A 15,092-nucleotide genomic window follows, 5' to 3' on the forward strand; every position below is an offset into this window, starting at 1 on the left:
CGCGGTCGTGCAACTTCGGCCCGTACTCGGCGTCCTGCTCGGCGACGGTCTGGCGCGGGGTGAGCGTGATGACGTTGACGTCCATCACGGCCTCGGCCGCGGAACCGGTGGCCCCCGAGGACGACATCCCCGAGGACGACGACCCCGACCTCAACGAGTCGGCGCTCTCCGGCCATGAACTGATCGTGCGCGAACTGGGCGCGACGGTGGTGGAGGAGTACACCAACGAGTAGGCGGGACCGCCGGGTGCCGAGGCCGCCGTTCGTCGGAACCTACGAACTCCCCTGCCCCCGTCCCTCGGCCTCCCGCACAAAGGCGCCCGCCCCCTCCCGTTAGGCTGACCCCTGTGAACGTCCTCGTCATCGGTAACGGCGCCCGCGAACACGCCCTGTGCCGCTCCCTGTCCCTCGACCCCGCCGTCACCGCGCTGCACTGCGCGCCCGGCAACGCCGGCATCGCCGAGGTCGCCGAGCTCCACCAGGTCGACGCCCTGGACGGCGACGCCGTGGCCGCGCTGGCGCGGGAGCTCGGCGCCGAGCTGGTCGTCGTAGGCCCGGAGGCGCCGCTGGTGGCCGGGGTCGCCGACGCCGTGCGGGAGGCGGGGATCCCGGTCTTCGGGCCGTCCGGGGAGGCCGCCCGGCTGGAGGGGTCGAAGGCCTTCGCCAAGGAGGTCATGGCCGGGGCCGGCGTCCCGACCGCCCGCTCGTACGTCTGTACGACCGCCGAGGAGGTCGCCGAGGCCCTCGACGCGTTCGGCGCGCCGTACGTCGTGAAGGACGACGGTCTCGCGGCCGGCAAGGGTGTCGTCGTCACCGAGGACCTGGAGGCGGCCAAGGCGCACGCCGCGGCCTGCGACCGGGTGGTCATCGAGGAGTTCCTCGACGGCCCGGAGGTCTCCCTCTTCGCGATCACCGACGGCGAGACGGTCCTCCCGCTCCAGCCCGCCCAGGACTTCAAGCGCGCGCTCGACGGCGACGAGGGCCCCAACACCGGCGGCATGGGCGCGTACTCGCCGCTGCCGTGGGCCGACCCGAAGCTGGTCGAGGAGGTCCTGGAGACCGTCCTGCAGCCGACCGTCGACGAGATGCGCCGCCGCGGCACCCCGTTCTCCGGGCTGCTCTACGCCGGCCTCGCCATCACCTCCCGCGGGGTCCGCGTCATCGAGTTCAACGCCCGCTTCGGCGACCCGGAGACCCAGGTCGTCCTGGCCCGGCTGCGGACCCCGCTGGCCGGCGTGCTGCTCGCGGCCGCGAACGGCACCCTCGCCGACCTGGAGCGCCTGCGCTGGAGCGAGGACGCGGCCGTCACCGTCGTCATCGCCTCGCACAACTACCCCGGCACCCCGCGCACCGGCGACGCCATCACCGGCCTCGACACGGTGGCCGCCGAGGACGCCCCGCACGCGTACGTCCTGCACGCCGGGACGAAGAAGGACGGCGACACGGTCGTCAGCGCCGGCGGCCGCGTGCTGTCCGTCACCGCGACCGGCGCGGACCTCACCGAGGCCCGCGACCGGGCGTACCAGGCCGTCACGCGGATCGGCCTCGACGGTTCCCAGCACCGTACGGACATCGCGGCGAAGGCGGCGGCGGGCGCGTAACACGCCGGGGAACGGACCGCATTCCCACCGCACCACCCAGGCCCCGGGCCCCTGCGGAGTCCCTCGTGGACTCCCCTGGAACCCGGGGCCTGATCGTTGCCCACCGTCCTTCACCTTTCCCCAAAGCCATTCCATCGAGTGAGCGCTGCGCTATCCGGCTGACGGAGGCCGGAGTGCCAACTAGGGTGCGGCGCAAGCATTCCGGCACTTGGCCCACCGGCATTGCGATGTCAGTGGCGGGTGCCACAGTGGGGGAATGAGCTGGAGCAGGCGAGCCAGGACCGCGAGACGGTGAGGGGGTGAGTTCCGGTCGTGACCGGTATGGGAGTGGAGGCGGGCGCGCAGAGTGCGCGGGCCCGGGCGCTGGCCGTGCTGCGGGTCCGCAGCCGGGCGCTCGCCGTCGCGCTGCTGCCCGCGGCCGCCGCCGTGATCCTCCTCGCCGGCGGCTCCACGGGACACCTCGTGGGCCCGGGCTGGGACAGCGCCCGCTGGGTGGTGGGCGTGGTCGCGCTGGTCGTCCTGCTCGCCGCCGGGGTCGTGGGCCTGGTCGTCGCCCGCGCCCGGCCCGCCGTCAGCCCCACGGTCGCCGTCGCCGAGGAGGCGGCACCCGATCTGTACCGGCTGGTGCGCGACCTCGCCGACCGCCTCGACGTCCCCGCGCCCTCCGCCATAGCGCTCACCCCGGACTGCGACAGCTGGCTGGAGGACCGCACCCACCCGGCCCACGGCCCGCCCGCGCCCCGGCGCGGCGACGAGATAGCCGGTGCGGGCCCGGGCCGCCACCATCTGCCCCGTCGTACGGCGACGGCACCGGTCCTCGTCATCGGCTCCCCCTTCCTGTGGTGGATGCGCGTCGGCGAACTGCGCGCGGTCCTCGCCCCGGTCGTCGCCGGTACGGGCCCTTCGGCGCACCCCGACATAGCCGCGGCCCGGCGCTTCGTGCGCGGGCTGGACGCCGCGGTGGCGGTCTCCGCCGACCGCGGGCGATGTCCCGCCGCGCGTCTGGTCTGCGCGGGCATCGGCTGGGTCAGCCGGCTGATGCTGCGCAGCTGCCAGGTGCACGCCGCCGAGATGGAGCGGGGGGTGGCCGCCGCGGCCGCCGAGCGCGCCCAGGCGGTGGACTACGGGCTGCGGATCGTCGCCCAGGAGCAGGTGGGCCTCGCGTACGCGGGCTGGGACCGGCTGCTGACCCGGGTCGCGCTGCCGGCCTGGCGGATGGGCCGCTGGCCCTCCCGGCTGGACGCCGGGGTCGTGGCCGCGCTGACCGAGCTCTCCCGCCGGGACCGGCTGGCCGAGGGGTTCGCCTCCCGCCTCGGTGAGCGCCCCGCCTGCGACCTGCTCGAAGAGCCCGGCGCGGTGGACGAGGCCGCCTCCCTGCTTGCCGCCCGCCTCTTCCACGGCGGGCCCGCCGAGTGCGGCCCGGACTGGTCCCCGGTGGACTGGCAGGAGTACCCGGAGGAGGTCGTCGACCGCAAATGGCGCACCGACGCGGCCCGCCTCCACCGCGTCCTCGACGCCCTCGGTGTCCGCCCCACCCCCGACCACGGTTCCCACCACCCGTCCGGCCCCACCCTGGCCCGCGTCCTGGACCACCTGACGGCCGACGATCCCGACCTGCCACCTATCAGCCCGAGCCCCGCCCACCCAGGCGCTCCGACGCGGGCCGGGGACCTCACGGACTGCACTGATCCGGCACCGGCCGAGGCTGCGGCAGCCCCCTCGCCAGGTGCCGCCCCGCGCCCGGCCGAACCCGCACCCCCCACCCGACCCGACGGAGACGCCGAGATCAGAGGCGAAGCCGACATCGCGGGCGACGTGGGCGACGCGGGCGACGTGGGCGACGTGGGCGACGTGGGTATCGAGGACGACGACGGCGACGATCTCCCCGCCCCCAACCCCCGCTGCTCCGCGCTCGCCGCGCGGCTGGGTTCGGAGGTGGCGCGGGAGGAGGCGACGGCGGCGAAGCCTCCGGTGCCCGGCGCCGGTCAGGGCGGCCCCGACGGTCCCCTCTGGGAGGACGGCGCGCTTCCGCTCTTCCCGCTCCAGCCCCCACGCACCGACCGCGAACTGCTCGCCGACCACGTCACGGCGATGGTGTGCTGCGCCGCGATGGACACCGTCGGGGCGACCCCCGGTCTCGACTGGCTCGACGGCCCCACCCTCCTCGTCGACGGCGAGCGCGTGGCCGACCTCGCCCCCCGCGTTCTCAGCCTGGTGGAGGACGGTGACGCGACCCCCCTGCGCGCCTGGCTGGTGGAGCTGGGCATACGCCCCGAGAAGCCGGTACGCCTCGGCTGACCTCCCGACCTCCCTACCCGCGCGGCCACCCCTGACCACACCCGCCCCATCCTGCCCCGCCCGGAACGGACCCCCTGGTTCCACTTTCGGCCAATTCGCAACGAATAGTGACTGTCTGCGCGCGTTATGTGATGTGCTGGGACCGATCGCGCCCATGGCATGGGCGGGCGACATAGGACAGCCGACCTGCCGGCCGGTCAGTCGGCGTACAGCGCGAAGCGACCGCACCGCCGGACGATCACGGGGGCACCAGGGAGGGGAGCGCCATGGCACCGGGACCGGAACACATCCGCCGCTGGGAGTCGGGAGCACTGGCCCACGCCGTGACGGATCCCTTCGGCCAGGGCCCCGTCCCCTGGCTGCGCGGCAGCGAGACGTACTTCGACGACACGGGCCAGGTCGTCCCCTGGTACGTCGACCCGGCCCCCGCGCGCCGGCCGGGCGGACCCGGCGGGCCGGGCGGCGCACGCGGCCCCAGGGTCCCGGGCCCACGCACCGCGCCCGGCCCGGCATCCACGTCCGGCGTCCCCCGCTCCGCCGACGACGTCCGCCGCCAGATCAAGGGCTTCACCTCCACCGGCGCGGTCGCCCCCGGCGAGGCCGTCGACTTCCACATCACGGTCGACCCGCCCCAGGAGTTCAGCGTCGACATCTACCGCATCGGCCACTACGACGGCGCCGGCGCCGCCAAGATCACCACCAGCCCGCGTCTCGCCGGCATCGTCCAGCCCCCGCCGCTGACCGCCGACCGCACGGTCTCCTGCCACCACTGGTGGCTCTCCTGGCGGCTCCAGATCCCCTCGTACTGGAGCGTCGGGGCGTACGTCGCGGTCCTCACCACGGCCGACGGCTACCGCTCCCACATCCCCTTCACGGTCCGCGACCAGCACCCCGCCGACCTGCTGCTGCTCCTGCCCGACGTCACCTGGCAGGCCTACAACCTCTACCCCGAGGACGGCCGCACCGGCGCCAGCTTCTACCACGCCTGGGACGGGAACGGCCGCCTCCTCGGCGAGGCCGACGCCGCGACCACGGTCTCCTTCGACCGGCCGTACGCGGGCGCCGGCCTGCCCCTGCACGTCGGCCACGCCTACGACGTCATCCGCTGGGCCGAGCGCTACGGCTACGACCTCGCCTACGCCGACGCCCGCGATCTGCACTCGGGCCAGGTCGACCCCACCCGCTACCGGGGGCTCGTCTTCCCCGGACACGACGAGTACTGGTCGACGAACATGCGCCGCACGGTCGAACTCGCCCGCGACAGCGGCACCTCCCTGGTCTTCCTCTCCGCCAACAGCCTGTACTGGCAGGTGGAGCTGGGCCCGTCCCCGTCCGGAGTCCCCGCCCGGCTGCTCACCTGCCGCAAACGCCGGGGCCCCGGCAAGGCCGTCCTCTGGCGGGAGATCGACCGCGCCGAGCAGCAGCTGGTCGGCATCCAGTACGCCGGCCGGGTCCCCGAGCCGCATCCACTGATCGTGCGCAACGCCGACCACTGGCTCTGGGAGGCCACCGGAACCCAGGAGGGCGAGGGCATCGAGGGCCTGGTCGCGGGCGAGGCCGACCGCTACTTCCCACGCACCCCGCTCCCGCCCCACGAGGACCGCATCCTGCTCGCCCACTCCCCGTACACCGACCAGGAGGGCGTCCTGCGCCACCAGGAGACCTCCCTCTACCGCGCCCCCTCGGGCGCCCTCGTCTTCGCCTCCGGCACCTTCGCCTGGTCGCCCGCGCTGGACCGCCCCGGGCATGTCGACCCCCGGATCCAGCGCGCCACCGCCAACCTCCTCGACCGCATCTGCAAACGCGACTGACACCTTCCCGCAGGGGCGACGGACCCTCGTCCTTGATCCACCCCGACGTACGGGACAATCAAGGCCTAGGACAGAACCACGGGGAGGAACCGTGTCCGGATTCGTAGAAAAGCCCGAGCCCCTCCAGGTGCCGGGCCTGGTGCATCTGCACACCGGCAAGGTGCGCGAGCTGTACCAGAACGAGGCGGGCGACCTCGTGATGGTCGCCAGCGACCGTATGTCCGCCTACGACTGGGTGCTGCCGACCGAGATCCCCGACAAGGGACGCGTCCTCACCCAGCTCTCCCTGTGGTGGTTCGACCAGCTCGCCGACCTGGTCCCCAACCACGTCCTCAGCACCGAACTGCCCCCCGGCGCCCCCGCCGACTGGGCCGGCCGCACCCTGATCTGCAAGTCCCTGCGGATGCTCCCGGTCGAGTGCGTGGCCCGCGGCTATCTCACCGGCTCCGGCCTCGTCGAGTACGTCGAGTCGCGCACCGTCTGCGGCCTCGCCCTCCCCGAGGGCCTGGTCGACGGCAGCGAACTGCCCGCCCCGATCTTCACCCCGGCCACCAAGGCCGCCGTCGGCGAGCACGACGAGAACGTCTCCTACGAGGAGGTCGCCCGCCAGGTCGGCGCCGACACCGCCGCCCAGCTCCGCCAGGCCACCCTCGCCGTCTACGGCCGCGCCCGCGACATCGCCCGCGACCGAGGCATCCTCCTCGCCGACACCAAGTTCGAGTTCGGCTTCGACGGCGAGACCCTCGTCATCGCCGACGAGGTCCTCACCCCGGACTCCTCCCGCTTCTGGCCGGCCGACCAGTGGCAGCCGGGCCGCGCCCAGCCCTCGTACGACAAGCAGTTCGTCCGCGACTGGCTCACCTCGCCCGAGTCCGGCTGGGACCGCAAGAGCGAGCAGCCCCCGCCGCCGCTGCCCCGGCAGATCGTCGACGCGACCCGCGCCAAGTACATCGAGGCCTACGAGCGTCTGACGGGCCTCAGCTGGTCCTGACCCGGCCGGCCCCCGTCCCGTACGGGGGCCCACCCGGACCACCTTGCCCGGCGCACGCAAAAACCCCGGCCCATCGGGCCGGGGTTTCACTGGAGCGGACGACGAGGCTCGAACTCGCGACCTCAACCTTGGCAAGGTTGCGCTCTACCAACTGAGCTACGTCCGCACTGCGCCGTGGCGCGAGGCCAACTATACCCAACCCCGCTCGCGAGCGAGACGCACCGCCGCGTGCCGGTTCTCCGCCCCCAGCTTGGACACGGCCGACGAGAGGTAGTTCCGCACGGTCCCCTGCGACAGCCCGGCCCGCTCGGCGATCTCCATGACGGGCGCCCCCTGGGCGGCGAGTTCGAGCACCTCGGCCTCGCGCGAGGTCAGCGGCGAATCCCCGGCCGCTATGGCGTCGGCGGCCAACTCCGGATCGACGTAACGGTTTCCGGAGTGCACGGTCCGGATGATCTCCGCGAGCCGCTGAGCGCTCACCGTCTTCGGGACGAACCCCCGTACACCCGCCGCGAGCGCCCGCTTCAGATGCCCCGGCCGGCCATGGCTGGTCACGATCAGCACTCGGCAGCCGGGCAGTTCGGTCCGCAGCGATGTGGCGACCTTCACACCGTCCGCCCCGGGCATCTGGAGGTCCAGCACGGCCACATCCGGTGTGTGCGCCCGCGCCATCGCCAGCGCCTCCGGTCCGGTGGCCGCCTCCGCGACGATCAGCAGATCGTCCTCCAGGGAGAGCAGCGCGGCCAGCGCACCGCGGATCAGATGCTCGTCGTCGGCGAGCAGCACCCGCACCGTCATGAAGTGACCTCGCTCACCATGCTCGTTCTCTCCAGGGGCACCTCGGCCACCACCCGGAACACCCCGGGCCCGGCGAACCCGGCCTCCAGCGTCCCGTCGACCTGCCGCAGCCGCTCCCGCAGCCCGGCAAGCCCCGACCCGCCACCGCCGATCCCGTCGCGCACGGCCTCGGCCCCGTCGTTCTCCACGGTCAGCACCACGCACCCTTCCGCGACCCGCAGCGCCACCGAACACCGCCGCGCGTCCCCGTGCCGCAGCACGTTCGTCGTCGTCTCCCGCACCACCCAGCCGAGCGCCGACTGCACCTCACCGGGCAGGCCGTCCGCCTCCCCACGCACCTCGCAGTCGATGCCGGCGGCCGTCAACACTCCCTGCGCACCCGTCAGTTCCACCGCGAGATCGGCCTCCCGGTAGCCCCGTACGACCTCCCGCACCTCCCGCTGGGAGTCCTGCGCTATCCGCTGCACCTCGATCATCTGCTCCACCGCCTCGGGCCGCCCCCGCCGGGCCAGCTGCACCGCCAGCTCGGCCTTCAGCGCTATCACCGCCAGGTTGCGCCCCATCACGTCGTGCAGATCCCGCCCGAAGCGCAGCCGCTCCTCGGCGACGGCGAGCCGGGCCCGGGTCTCGCGGGCCTCGTCGAGCTGGTAGACGGCGTCGAGCAGCCATACGGAGAAGAGCGCGGTGAAGGCGAGCAGTCCGGAGCCGAGGAAGACGCCCACCATGCCGATGACGGCGTCGGGCGGCGGCACGTCCAGCGGGAAGCAGACGGCCCCCACGCCGAGCGAGAAGCCGGTCACTATCGCGTACACCTGCCGCCGGTCCCGCACACCGAGGGCGAGGACCCCCACCCCTATGACCAGCACGATCCCGAACACCGCACCCGCGGTCGCGTCCACGCTCTCGCGGTCGGGACCCCGTTGGGCGATCAGGATGGCCACCACCGCGATGGCGGCGGTGAGCGAGGCGAGTGTCCACAGCAGCCGCACGGGCTGGGGGCGCCGGCCGCGCGTCCAGTCCAGCCCCCGTGACACCGTGAACATGCAGAGCACGGCGTGCACGGTGACCAGGGTCAGCAGCGCGCCGCCGAGCCCGGGCCCCAGGGAGCCGACGGCCGGCAGACCGACCGCGAGGATCTCGCTCACCCCGAAGAAGTGGAACGACCACCGTGTGTATGTCTCGAACTTCGCTGGTGTGCTCTTCCCCCGCCACCAGCCCCCCGGGCCGCGCATGTCTTCCCCTCGTCCCCCGTCTCAGCGCCGCGGTTCCCAGCGGAACCACCGTCGTACAGCAAACACCGCCAGCACAGTCCAGGCCAGGCCTGTGGATATCGTCCCCAGCGCCTCGTAGGCGGAGAGGTCGCCCGTCCAGCCGCCGCGTATCAGGGTGATCGCCGGGGACAGCGGCAGCAGTTCGCAGACCGAGGCGACCCGGTCGGGCAGCATCTCCAGCGGGACGGTCACCCCGGAGCCCATCATCGAGACCAGCAGGAACGGCAGGGGAGTGACCTGGGCGCTCTCCACGGTCCGGGTCAGGGCTCCCGTGAGCGCCCCCAGCGCCGCGCAGAGGGACAGCCCCAACAGGAGCCCCAGAACAGCGAGATGGGGCGCCTTGGGCGCGGGTATGTCCAGCACGGCCGTGGAGGCCGCCACCAGCACCACGGACTGCACCAGCCCGGTCACCAGGACCGGCAGCGCGGTCCCGCCCAGGATCTCCGTGTCCCGCAGCTCCCCGGTGCGCAGTCGCTTCAGGACCAGTTCCTCGCGCCGGACGGTGTAGATGGCGGTCAGCGCCGAGTACACGGCGAAGAGCAGGGAGAAGCCGATCGCCGCCGGCAGCAGCACCAGACCGATCGTCAGACCGACGTCCTCCACGTGCATGTCGGCGATCATCGGTCCGAAGCTGAACGGCAGCGCGAGCGGCACCAGCACCGCGGTGAGCAGCGTGCTCCTGCTGCGCCCCAGCAGGGTCAGCTCGGCCCGTCCGAGGGCCGCCATCCGGCTGGCCGGGGTCGTCACCGCCCGCTGGGACGCCGTGCCGGCGCTGATGCCCGCGCTCCCGGCACCCACGGCCGCGGACGCACCCGTCCCGTTGTGCACCCTGTTCCCGCTCATGCCACAGCCCCCTCTGTCTTCGTACGCTCCGACGCCTCCCGGGCGATGCCCAGGAACGCCTCCTCCAGCGAGGCCGACCGCACATCCAGCCCCCGCAGCTCGACCCGTGCCCGCTCGGCCCACACCAGCAGCGCCGTCGCCGTCCGCTGCAACTCCCGGGTCCGCAGCCGGACCAGGCGCCCGTCGACCTCGTGATCGCACACGCCCAGCTCGCCGAGCGGAGGCAGATCGCCGATGAAGTACCCCTCGGGCAGCTCGAAGACGATCCGGGAGGGCTGGGCCGCGGTCACCTCGGCGGGTGTCCCGGAGGCGGCTATGCGCCCTTGGTGCAGGATGGCCAGCCGGTCGGCGAGCTGCTCGGCCTCCTCCAGGTAGTGCGTGGTCAGCAGCACCGTCGTACCGGATGCGCGCAGGGCGCGGACCAGGTCCCAGGTGTCGCGGCGGCCCTCGGCGTCCAGGCCGGTCGTCGGCTCGTCGAGGAACAGCACCTCGGGGTCGCCGAGCAGGGCCAGCGCCAGGTCGAGACGGCGCCGCTCGCCGCCGGAGAGCTGCTTGACCCGTAGGTCCGCCCGGCCGGCGAGTCCGACCAGGCTCAGCGCCTCCTTGACCGGCCGGGCGCCGCTGACGCAGCCGCCCCACATCCGCGCGGTCTCCGCGACGGTCAGTTCGGAGGGGAAGCCGCCCTCCTGCAGCATCACGCCGGTGCGCGGACGGACGGCGGCCCGCTCGGTGTACGGGTCGTGTCCGAGGACGCGCAGGTGTCCGGCGTCGGGGCGGGCGAGGCCCTCCAGCAGTTCGACGGTCGATGTCTTGCCGGCGCCGTTGGTACCGAGCAGCGCGAAGATCTCACCGCGGTCGACGTGGAAGGAGATTCCACGGACCGCCTCGAACCCGCCCCCGTACACACGCCGGAGGCCGGTGACCTCAATCACGTGTTCATTCGTGTCCATGCCTCAAGGCTCCCGTCGGATCGGGGCCGACAGCAGTGCGAGGTGTCATCACTCCGTATGACAAATGTCAGGTGACGGCGGCACGCGAAGGGGAACACACCGAGCGAGCACACGAAAAGACCCCGGTCCGATGGACCGGGGTCTCATTCCCGAGCGGACGACGAGGCTCGAACTCGCGACCTCAACCTTGGCAAGGTTGCGCTCTACCAACTGAGCTACGTCCGCATTGCCTCCGACCGGCTCTCACCGATCGGCGCGAGCACCAGCCTACCTGATCCACAACCGTGGTCAGGACGGCGATGCAGAGCGGGTGACAGGAATCGCACACTGCGCCTTCCCCCTGGAAGGAGGATGTTCTGCTACTGAACTACACCCGCGTGGCCTCCGTGAGCTGGGCTTTTCGGCCCCGCCCGGCGGCGTGCTCCAGACATTAGCCGACCATGTGGGGGGTAACGCAAGTCGGTTGTCCCCAGGCCGTGGTGACGGACCCGGGGACGACCGCGGGGAGCGGCTCGAACGGCGCCGGGCTACTGCGCCTCGGCGAACGCCTCGTAGACCTTCTTGGGGATGCGGCCGCGGGCGGGCACCTCCATCTTGTTGGCCTGGGCCCAGGCGCGCACGGCCGCCGGGTCGGGCGCGACCTCCGTCTGCTTGTACGCCTTGCCGGACTTCGACCGCTTGCGGCCGGCCTCCACGTACGGCGCGAGCGCCTTACGCAGTTTCTTGGCATTGGCTTCATTCAGGTCGATCTCGTACGACTTGCCGTCGAGTCCGAAGGCGATCGTTTCCGCCGCTTCCGAGCCGTCGATGTCGTCAAAGAGAGTGACCACGACCTTCTGCGCCACGAATATCGGTCCCTTCGTGCGACAGCTCTGCGATGACGTGCCAAGACGTCACGGAGATGTCGACTGTCCGCCAGTTATGGGGCAAAGTATCGGCTATTGCCAATTCATTTGTACAGTGCCCGGCAATCGAATGTGAAGCCCGACTAAATCTCTCCGCGTGTCCCAGCGCAATAGGGAACACGGGTACACCCCGGATCTTTCCCTGAACTTTTCGTGACCGCACTGGTCCGATACCTGATCGTGATGACGCTCACGTAGATTCCTACAACTCTACTCGCGTAGAAATTTTGTACGGGTAGTCTGAAGGCACCTGTCGGAGACACCGCAGGAACCTGCTCAGCACCACACCACCGGGAGTGCCAGTGGCACGCGTCGTAGTCGACGTCATGCTCAAGCCGGAGATCCTCGACCCCCAGGGCCAGGCGGTGCAGCGCGCACTGCCGCGCCTGGGTTTCGAAGGCATCTCCGACGTACGTCAGGGAAAGCGATTCGAACTGGAAGTTGACGGGCCGGTCGACGAGGCCGCCCTCGCCCGCATCCACGATCTTGCGGAATCCTTCCTCGCCAACACCGTGATCGAGGACTTCACCGTCAAGGTGGAGGAAGTCGCGGAGGCCGCGAAGTGACCGCTCGTATTGGCGTCGTCACTTTCCCGGGCAGCCTCGACGACCGGGACACGCAGCGCGCGATCCGCCTCGCGGGCGCGGAACCGGTCGCCCTCTGGCACAAGGACAAGAACCTCCACCAGGTCGACGCGGTCGTCCTGCCCGGTGGTTTCTCGTACGGCGACTATCTGCGCGCCGGTGCCATCTCCCGGTTCTCGCCGGTCATGGAGACCGTCATCGAGCAGGCGAAGGCCGGCCTGCCGGTCCTCGGCATCTGCAACGGCTTCCAGATCCTCACCGAGGCCCATCTGCTGCCCGGCGGGATGCTCGGCAACGACCACCTCCACTTCATCTGCCGCGACCAGAAGCTGCGGGTGGAGAACGCGGAGACCTCCTGGACCGCCGACTACACGGCCGGCCAGGAGATCCACATCCCGCTGAAGAACATGGACGGCCGTTACGTCGCCGACGAGTACACGCTCGACAAGCTGGAGGCGGAGGGCCGGGTCGTCTTCCGCTACCTGGACTTCAACCCCAACGGCAGCCTCCGTGACATCGCCGGCATCACCAACGAGGCCGGCAACGTCGTAGGCCTCATGCCGCACCCGGAGCACGCCGTCGAGCCCCTCATCGGGTCCGGCCGCACCGACGGTCTCCCGTTCTTCACCTCGATCCTCAAGAAGCTGGTCAACGCATGAGCCGGACGCCTCTGGACACGGTCGAGCACGCGGCCGCGACCCCCGACGTCGAGCTGCCCTGGGCCGAACTCGGTCTGAAGAAGGACGAGTACGAGCGGGTGGTGGAGATCCTCGGCCGCCGTCCCACCGGCGCCGAGCTCGCCATGTACTCCGTCATGTGGTCCGAGCACTGCTCCTACAAGTCGTCGAAGGTGCACCTGCGCCAGTTCGGCGAGAAGGCCCCGCAGAGCGACGCGCTCCTCGTCGGCATCGGCGAGAACGCGGGCGTGGTCGACGTCGGCCAGGGCTACGCGGTCACCTTCAAGGTGGAGTCGCACAACCACCCTTCGTACGTCGAGCCCTACCAGGGCGCGGCCACCGGTGTCGGCGGCATCGTCCGCGACATCATCGCCATGGGCGCCCGCCCGGTCGCGGTCGTCGACCCGCTGCGCTTCGGCGCCGCCGACCACCCCGACACCAAGCGCGTCCTGCCCGGCGTCGTCGCCGGCATCGGCGGCTACGGCAACTGCCTGGGCCTGCCGAACATCGGCGGCGAGGTCGTCTTCGACGCCTGCTACCAGGGCAACCCGCTGGTCAACGCCGGCGCCATCGGCGTCATGCGGCACGAGGACATCCACCTCGCGAAGGCCTCCGGCGCCGGCAACAAGGTCATCCTGTACGGCGCCCGCACCGGCGGCGACGGCATCGGCGGCGCGTCGATCCTCGCCTCCGAGACCTTCGACGACGCCAAGCCGTCGAAGCGCCCCGCGGTCCAGGTCGGCGACCCCTTCCAGGAGAAGCTCCTCATCGAGTGCACCCTGGAGGCCTTCCAGGAGAAGCTCGTCGTCGGCATCCAGGACCTCGGCGCCGCCGGTCTGTCCTGCGCCACGAGCGAGCTCGCCTCCAACGGCTCCGGTGGTATGCGCGTCACCCTCGACGACGTCCCGCTGCGCGACTCGACCCTCTCGCCCGAGGAAATCCTCATGAGCGAGTCGCAGGAACGCATGTGCGCCGTCGTCGAGCCGGAGAAGGTCGACCGGTTCCTCGAGATCTGCGACAAGTGGGACGTCATCGCCACCGTCATCGGTGAGGTGACCGACGGCGACCGCCTCGAGATCTTCTGGCACGGCGGCAAGATCGTCGACGTCGACCCGCGCACGGTCGCCCACGACGGCCCGGTCTACGAGCGCCCGTACGCCCGCCCGGACTGGCAGGACGCCCTCCAGGCCGACGACGCGAACAAGCTGCCCCGGCCGCAGACGGGCGAGGAGCTGAAGGACCAGGTCCGCAAGCTCGTCGCCTCGCCCAACCAGGCCTCCAAGAAGTGGATCACCTCGCAGTACGACCACTTCGTGCAGGGCAACACCGTCCTCGCCCAGCCCGAGGACTCCGGCATGATCCGGATCGACGAGGAGTCCGGCCTCGGCGTCGCCATCGCGACCGACGGCAACGGCCGGTACGCCAAGCTCGACCCGTACCACGGCGCCCAGCTCGCGCTCGCCGAGGCGTACCGCAACGTCGCCACGACCGGCGCCAAGCCGCTCGCCGTCTCCGACTGCCTGAACTTCGGCTCGCCCGAGGACCCGGCCGTCATGTGGCAGTTCGCGGAGGCCGTCCGCGGCCTGGCGGACGCCTGCCTCCAGCTCGGCACCCCGGTGACCGGCGGCAACGTCTCCCTCTACAACCAGACGGGCGAGGTCGCCATCCACCCGACCCCGGTGGTCGCGGTCCTCGGCGTCATCGACGATGTCGCCCGCCGCACCCCGGTCGCCTTCCAGGAGGAGGGTCAGCTGCTCTACCTCCTCGGCGACACCCGTGAGGAGTTCGGAGGCTCGGCCTGGTCCCAGGTCGTCCACGACCACCTCGGCGGTCTGCCCCCGAAGGTCGACCTGGAGCGCGAGCGCCTGCTGGCCGAGATCCTGATCTCCGCCTCCCGCGACGGGATGATCGACTCCGCGCACGACCTGTCCGACGGCGGTCTGATCCAGGCGGTTGTGGAGTCGGCGCTGCTCGGCGGCAAGGGCGCGCGTCTGGTCGTACCGGACGGGCTCGACGCCTTCACCTTCCTGTTCTCCGAGTCCGCCGGCCGTGCCGTCGTCGCGGTCCCGCGCTCGGAGGAGGTCCGCTTCAACGACATGTGCGGCGCCCGGGGCCTTCCGGTCACCCGCATCGGTGTCGTCGACGGCGACGTGGTGGACGTCCAGGGCGAGTTCGCGCTCTCCCTGGAGGAGCTGCGCACGGCGCACGAGGCGACCATCCCGGCGCTGCTCGCGTAGCCGAGCCGAGCCGAGCGGGCCAGTCCGCACGACGGTGCGGTACGCGTACGACGGTGAGGGCCCCGATCGCCGAGACGATCGGGGCCTTTCCCGTGCCCCCGTGCCCCCTGTGTCCGTGTGGCCCCAC

12 protein-coding genes, 3 tRNA genes and 2 pseudogenes are annotated in these 15,092 nt (G+C 71.8%); 8 read left to right on the forward strand and 9 right to left on the reverse strand.

What is annotated here, in order from left to right; all coding sequences use genetic code 11:
- Positions 1-100, reverse strand: a pseudogene (locus tag ABZ490_RS45460) (phosphoadenylyl-sulfate reductase); the annotation flags it as partial.
- Between the two features lie 4 nt (positions 101-104).
- Between ABZ490_RS45460 and ABZ490_RS45465 the strand changes: the two are divergent.
- The 5 genes and pseudogenes from ABZ490_RS45465 to ABZ490_RS45485 form a co-directional block, all read left to right on the forward strand.
- Positions 105-233, forward strand: a pseudogene (locus tag ABZ490_RS45465) (DNA polymerase III subunit gamma/tau); the annotation flags it as partial.
- A 113-nt stretch (positions 234-346) separates the two neighbouring features.
- On the forward strand, positions 347-1,600 hold the full coding sequence (gene purD, locus ABZ490_RS45470) for a phosphoribosylamine--glycine ligase (RefSeq protein WP_359004509.1): 1,254 nt from the start codon (positions 347-349) through the stop codon (positions 1,598-1,600).
- 321 nt (positions 1,601-1,921) lie between these two features.
- Positions 1,922-3,898: a hypothetical protein gene (locus ABZ490_RS45475; RefSeq protein ID WP_359004607.1), complete on the forward strand. Its 1,977-nt coding sequence runs from the start codon at positions 1,922-1,924 to the stop codon at positions 3,896-3,898.
- Between the two features lie 266 nt (positions 3,899-4,164).
- Positions 4,165-5,709 carry a N,N-dimethylformamidase beta subunit family domain-containing protein gene (locus ABZ490_RS45480; RefSeq protein ID WP_359004512.1) on the forward strand — a complete coding sequence of 515 codons (1,545 nt, stop codon included), beginning with the start codon at positions 4,165-4,167 and terminating at the stop codon, positions 5,707-5,709.
- Positions 5,710-5,800: 91 nt separating this feature from the next.
- Positions 5,801-6,700, forward strand: a complete 900-nt coding sequence (locus ABZ490_RS45485; RefSeq protein WP_359004515.1) for a phosphoribosylaminoimidazolesuccinocarboxamide synthase — start codon at positions 5,801-5,803, stop codon at positions 6,698-6,700.
- Between the two features lie 90 nt (positions 6,701-6,790).
- Here ABZ490_RS45485 and ABZ490_RS45490 read toward each other — a convergent pair.
- The 8 genes from ABZ490_RS45490 to ABZ490_RS45525 all read right to left on the reverse strand — a co-directional run bounded on the left by ABZ490_RS45490 (position 6,791) and on the right by ABZ490_RS45525 (position 11,407).
- Positions 6,791-6,866 (reverse strand) — tRNA-Gly (locus tag ABZ490_RS45490).
- Positions 6,867-6,889: 23 nt separating this feature from the next.
- The gene (locus tag ABZ490_RS45495; protein ID WP_359004518.1) at positions 6,890-7,498 is read right to left on the reverse strand and encodes a response regulator transcription factor; all 609 of its coding nucleotides are present in this window, start codon (positions 7,496-7,498) and stop codon (positions 6,890-6,892) included.
- Positions 7,495-8,730: a histidine kinase gene (locus ABZ490_RS45500; protein WP_359004520.1), complete on the reverse strand. Its 1,236-nt coding sequence runs from the start codon at positions 8,728-8,730 to the stop codon at positions 7,495-7,497. The genes ABZ490_RS45495 and ABZ490_RS45500 overlap by 4 nt, the downstream gene beginning before the upstream one ends.
- A gap of 21 nt (positions 8,731-8,751) precedes the next feature.
- Positions 8,752-9,495, reverse strand: a complete 744-nt coding sequence (locus tag ABZ490_RS45505) for an ABC transporter permease (RefSeq protein ID WP_359004610.1) — start codon at positions 9,493-9,495, stop codon at positions 8,752-8,754.
- 113 nt (positions 9,496-9,608) lie between these two features.
- Positions 9,609-10,562, reverse strand: a complete 954-nt coding sequence (locus ABZ490_RS45510) for an ABC transporter ATP-binding protein (protein ID WP_359004523.1) — start codon at positions 10,560-10,562, stop codon at positions 9,609-9,611.
- 152 nt (positions 10,563-10,714) lie between these two features.
- Positions 10,715-10,787, reverse strand: a tRNA-Gly gene (locus ABZ490_RS45515).
- An 80-nt stretch (positions 10,788-10,867) separates the two neighbouring features.
- A tRNA-Gly gene (locus tag ABZ490_RS45520) sits at positions 10,868-10,939 on the reverse strand.
- A gap of 150 nt (positions 10,940-11,089) precedes the next feature.
- Complete coding sequence (locus ABZ490_RS45525) at positions 11,090-11,407, reverse strand: Lsr2 family protein (protein WP_055631821.1); 318 nt, start codon at positions 11,405-11,407, stop codon at positions 11,090-11,092.
- Positions 11,408-11,769: 362 nt separating this feature from the next.
- Here ABZ490_RS45525 and purS point away from each other — a divergent pair, with 362 nt between their 5' ends.
- Genes purS through purL form a run of 3 tightly spaced genes read left to right on the forward strand, consistent with a single transcriptional unit; the run spans position 11,770 to position 14,965 of the window.
- Positions 11,770-12,033, forward strand: coding sequence for a phosphoribosylformylglycinamidine synthase subunit PurS (purS, locus tag ABZ490_RS45530; protein ID WP_015659417.1), 264 nt, complete (start codon positions 11,770-11,772; stop codon positions 12,031-12,033).
- Positions 12,030-12,710 (forward strand): phosphoribosylformylglycinamidine synthase subunit PurQ, encoded by a 681-nt coding sequence (gene purQ, locus ABZ490_RS45535; protein ID WP_359004528.1) that lies wholly within the window; start codon positions 12,030-12,032, stop codon positions 12,708-12,710. The genes purS and purQ overlap by 4 nt, the downstream gene beginning before the upstream one ends.
- Positions 12,707-14,965: a phosphoribosylformylglycinamidine synthase subunit PurL gene (gene purL, locus ABZ490_RS45540; RefSeq protein ID WP_359004531.1), complete on the forward strand. Its 2,259-nt coding sequence runs from the start codon at positions 12,707-12,709 to the stop codon at positions 14,963-14,965. The genes purQ and purL overlap by 4 nt, the downstream gene beginning before the upstream one ends.
- Positions 14,966-15,092 lie beyond the last annotated feature (127 nt).

Source organism: Streptomyces sp. NPDC005811 (assembly GCF_040630405.1).
Taxonomy (GTDB): Bacteria; Actinomycetota; Actinomycetes; order Streptomycetales; family Streptomycetaceae; genus Streptomyces.

What these genes read in the sequence shown, in the direction of transcription:
- ABZ490_RS45495 (WP_359004518.1), bottom strand. Translation starts at nt 7,498, where the DNA reads ATGACGGTGCGGGTGCTGCTCGCCGACGACGAGCATCTGATCCGCGGT.
- purL (WP_359004531.1), top strand. Translation starts at nt 12,707, where the DNA reads ATGAGCCGGACGCCTCTGGACACGGTCGAGCACGCGGCCGCGACCCCC.
- ABZ490_RS45510 (WP_359004523.1), bottom strand. Translation starts at nt 10,562, where the DNA reads ATGGACACGAATGAACACGTGATTGAGGTCACCGGCCTCCGGCGTGTG.
- ABZ490_RS45505 (WP_359004610.1), bottom strand. Translation starts at nt 9,495, where the DNA reads ATGGCGGCCCTCGGACGGGCCGAGCTGACCCTGCTGGGGCGCAGCAGG.
- ABZ490_RS45475 (WP_359004607.1), top strand. Translation starts at nt 1,922, where the DNA reads ATGGGAGTGGAGGCGGGCGCGCAGAGTGCGCGGGCCCGGGCGCTGGCC.
- ABZ490_RS45500 (WP_359004520.1), bottom strand. Translation starts at nt 8,730, where the DNA reads ATGCGCGGCCCGGGGGGCTGGTGGCGGGGGAAGAGCACACCAGCGAAG.
- ABZ490_RS45480 (WP_359004512.1), top strand. Translation starts at nt 4,165, where the DNA reads ATGGCACCGGGACCGGAACACATCCGCCGCTGGGAGTCGGGAGCACTG.